Source organism: Agrobacterium rubi TR3 = NBRC 13261 (assembly GCF_000739935.1).
GTDB classification, from domain to species: domain Bacteria; phylum Pseudomonadota; class Alphaproteobacteria; order Rhizobiales; family Rhizobiaceae; genus Agrobacterium; species Agrobacterium rubi.
Map to the genome: position 1 here is coordinate 2501 of NZ_BBJU01000046.1, position 3933 is coordinate 6433.

The following is a 3933-nucleotide window of genomic DNA, read 5'->3' on the forward strand; positions in this document are numbered from 1 at the left end:
GCATCACCGGATGATATCTCGAGAAGCTGGTCTTAATGATACGGCCTCGAAGTGCACCGGCGTGCCTTCAAAGAGGACTGTATCGACACGTCGATGTCATCAAGAAATGACCTGATTGTAAAAGGTAATCGGGTTTTTGCCGGTTCTACTGGTTCCGAAAGGTTGCAGTATGGCCAGGTTTGGAACCCCTTTGAGCGCAAGCGAAAAGGATAGGAATTCCAAACCAAGCAAATATGGATGAGCATAGACAATGAGAACGAAGAAGTGAATTAAGGGCATTTGGTGGATGCCTTGGCATGCACAGGCGAAGAAGGACGTGATACGCTGCGATAAGCCGTGGGGAGCTGCGAATAAGCTTTGATCCATGGATTTCCGAATGGGGGAACCCACCTTAAATGCTTGGAGAATCCAAGTCGTGCTTCGGTACGGTTTGGGTTTCCAAGCATTATGATAAGGTATCTGCATCTGAATACATAGGGTGTAAGAAGCGAACTCAGGGAACTGAAACATCTAAGTACCTGAAGGAAAGGACATCAACCGAGACTCCGTAAGTAGTGGCGAGCGAACGCGGACCAGGCCAGTGGCAATGCTGAATAAAGTCGAACACTTTGGAAAAGGTGGCCGTAGCGGGTGATAGCCCCGTAGACGTAGAACAGGCATTGTCCTTGAGTAGGGCGGGACACGTGAAATCCTGTCTGAACATGGGGAGACCACTCTCCAAGCCTAAGTACTCGTGCATGACCGATAGCGAACAAGTACCGTGAGGGAAAGGTGAAAAGCACCCCGACGAGGGGAGTGAAATAGAACCTGAAACCGGATGCCTACAAGCAGTCGGAGCCCGCAAGGGTGACGGCGTACCTTTTGTATAATGGGTCAACGACTTAGTGTAGCAAGCAAGCTTAAGCCGGTAGGTGTAGGCGTAGCGAAAGCGAGTCTGAATAGGGCGTTTAGTTTGTTGCATTAGACCCGAAACCGAGTGATCTAGCCATGAGCAGGCTGAAGGTTGGGTAACACCAACTGGAGGGCCGAACCCATATCTGTTGCAATAGATTGGGATGACTTGTGGCTAGGGGTGAAAGGCCAATCAAACTCGGAAATAGCTGGTTCTCCGCGAAAACTATTTAGGTAGTGCGTCGATCGAATACCCTCGGGGGTAGAGCACTGGATGGGCTATGGGGACTCACCGTCTTACTGATCCTAACCAAACTCCGAATACCGAGGAGTACTAATCGGCAGACACACGGCGGGTGCTAACGTCCGTCGTGAAGAGGGCAACAACCCTGACCTCCAGCTAAGGTCCCCAAGTCATGGCTAAGTGGGAAAGGATGTGAGGATCCCAAAACAACCAGGATGTTGGCTTAGAAGCAGCCATCATTTAAAGAAAGCGTAACAGCTCACTGGTCTAAATAAGGGTCTTTGCGCCGAAAATGTAACGGGGCTAAAGCCATGCACCGAAGCTGAGGATAAGACAGTCGTAGTGGCTGTTTTGTGGTAGCGGAGCGTTCCGTAAGTCTGTGAAGGCGGACCCGTGAGGGCTGCTGGAGATATCGGAAGTGCGAATGTTGACATGAGTAACGATAAAGGGAGTGAGAGACTCCCTCGCCGAAAGACCAAGGGTTCCTGCTTAAAGTTAATCTGAGCAGGGTTAGCCGGCCCCTAAGACGAGGCGGACACGCGTAGTCGATGGGAACCACGTTAATATTCGTGGGCCTGGTGGTAGTGACGGATCTCGTGTGTTGTACATTCTTATTGGATTGAATGTGCGGCGAAGAGGTTCCAGGAAATAGCTCCACCGTATAGACCGTACCCGAAACCGACACAGGTGGTCAGGTAGAGTATACCAAGGCGCTTGAGAGAACTATGTTGAAGGAACTCGGCAAATTGCACGCGTAACTTCGGAAGAAGCGTGACCCCATGGTACGCAAGTATGATGGGGTGGCACAGACCAGGGGGTAGCGACTGTTTATCAAAAACACAGGGCTCTGCGAAGTAGCAATACGACGTATAGGGTCTGACGCCTGCCCGGTGCTGGAAGGTTAAAGGGAGGGGTGCAAGCTCTGAACTGAAGCCCCAGTAAACGGCGGCCGTAACTATAACGGTCCTAAGGTAGCGAAATTCCTTGTCGGGTAAGTTCCGACCTGCACGAATGGCGTAACGACTTCCCCGCTGTCTCCAACATAGACTCAGTGAAATTGAATTCCCCGTGAAGATGCGGGGTTCCTGCGGTCAGACGGAAAGACCCCGTGCACCTTTACTATAGCTTTACACTGGCATTCGCCAAGGCATGTGTAGGATAGGTGGTAGGCTTTGAAGCGGGGACGCCAGTTCTCGTGGAGCCATCCTTGAAATACCACCCTTATCTTCGTGGATGTCTAACCGCGGTCCGTTATCCGGATCCGGGACAGTGTATGGTGGGTAGTTTGACTGGGGCGGTCGCCTCCGAAAGAGTAACGGAGGCGCGCGATGGTTAGCTCAGACCGGTCGGAAATCGGTCGTCGAGTGCAATGGCATAAGCTAGCCTGACTGCGAGACTGACAAGTCGAGCAGAGACGAAAGTCGGTCATAGTGATCCGGTGGTCCCGTGTGGAAGGGCCATCGCTCAACGGATAAAAGGTACGCCGGGGATAACAGGCTGATGACCCCCAAGAGTCCATATCGACGGGGTTGTTTGGCACCTCGATGTCGACTCATCGCATCCTGGGGCTGGAGCAGGTCCCAAGGGTATGGCTGTTCGCCATTTAAAGCGGTACGTGAGTTGGGTTCAGAACGTCGTGAGACAGTTCGGTCCCTATCTGCCGTGGGTGTAGGAATATTGACAGGATCTGTCCCTAGTACGAGAGGACCGGGATGGACGTATCTCTGGTGGATCTGTTGTCCTGCCAAGGGCATAGCAGAGTAGCTATATACGGAATGGATAACCGCTGAAGGCATCTAAGCGGGAAACCAACCTGAAAACGAGTGTTCCCTATCAGAGCCGTGGAAGACGACCACGTTGATAGGACGGGTGTGGAAGTGCAGCAATGCATGAAGCTTACCGTTACTAATAGCTCGAGCGACTTCTTCGTTCCCATTGATTATGTTCATCAAGCGAAGCTTGATGAGATATGTTCTGTCTTCACGGGCCAAAGGCCCTGCAGACGGCGCGCGCCACGAGGCGCGACGGACTAGCGTCCTGTAGGGTGGCACGCTCGAACATCGAGCAAGGCACCATACGGACAGGTCACAGAAAGACGTGTAAATTAAATAGAGCCTTGAGCTCTCCAGCTTCTCGAAACAACAGTTTCCATGTGAAATCATGGATCTGTGATTGTTTTGGCCCAACACATCCTCATCTCGAGGGTGCCGTATGGCCAATTGGTGTCCCCTGTGAGCAAAGTGAACAGGACAAGGTACACCAATCAAAAGGCAATCATATGATCCATGCACAGCATGGATCATATGTTGCGTTTTGCCGACCTGGTGGTTATTGCGGGGCGGCTGCACCCGTTCCCATTCCGAACACGGCCGTGAAACGCCCCAGCGCCAATGGTACTCCGTCTTAAGACGCGGGAGAGTAGGTCGCTGCCAGGTCTGCAAAACGCAACATTCATCATCTTCTCAAAACAAAAACAAACCTCGGCCCAGCCGATCAAAGGGCCGCTCAAGCGGCCTTTGCTCATTCTGGCATGATGAAATGTAAGGCAAACGCACACTGCGTCCCTTACAAGAGACAAATCCTCAAGGATTTGCTCACGAAAATGCACTTAGGGAACCTTGAGTTCTAATAACGGTATTTTGCGAACGCAAAAACCGGACCGGATACGCAAACACTTCGTGTTTGCTCTGTCGGTTTTTGCGAGCGCAAAAACCTGGTAACGCGGGGTGGAGCAGCCCGGTAGCTCGTCAGGCTCATAACCTGAAGGCCGCAGGTTCAAATCCTGCCCCCGCAACCAA

Annotated in this window: 1 tRNA gene and 2 rRNA genes; all 3 read left to right on the forward strand. The window is 52.0% G+C overall.

Annotated features, from left to right (window positions below):
- Positions 1 to 258: 258 nt before the first annotated feature.
- The 3 genes from RRU01S_RS24835 to RRU01S_RS24845 all read left to right on the forward strand — a co-directional run bounded on the left by RRU01S_RS24835 (position 259) and on the right by RRU01S_RS24845 (position 3932).
- Positions 259 to 3065: ribosomal RNA gene (locus tag RRU01S_RS24835) — 23S ribosomal RNA — on the forward strand.
- A 390-nt stretch (positions 3066 to 3455) separates the two neighbouring features.
- Positions 3456 to 3570 (forward strand): 5S ribosomal RNA (gene rrf, locus RRU01S_RS24840).
- A gap of 285 nt (positions 3571 to 3855) precedes the next feature.
- Positions 3856 to 3932 (forward strand) — tRNA-Met (locus RRU01S_RS24845).
- Position 3933 lies beyond the last annotated feature (1 nt).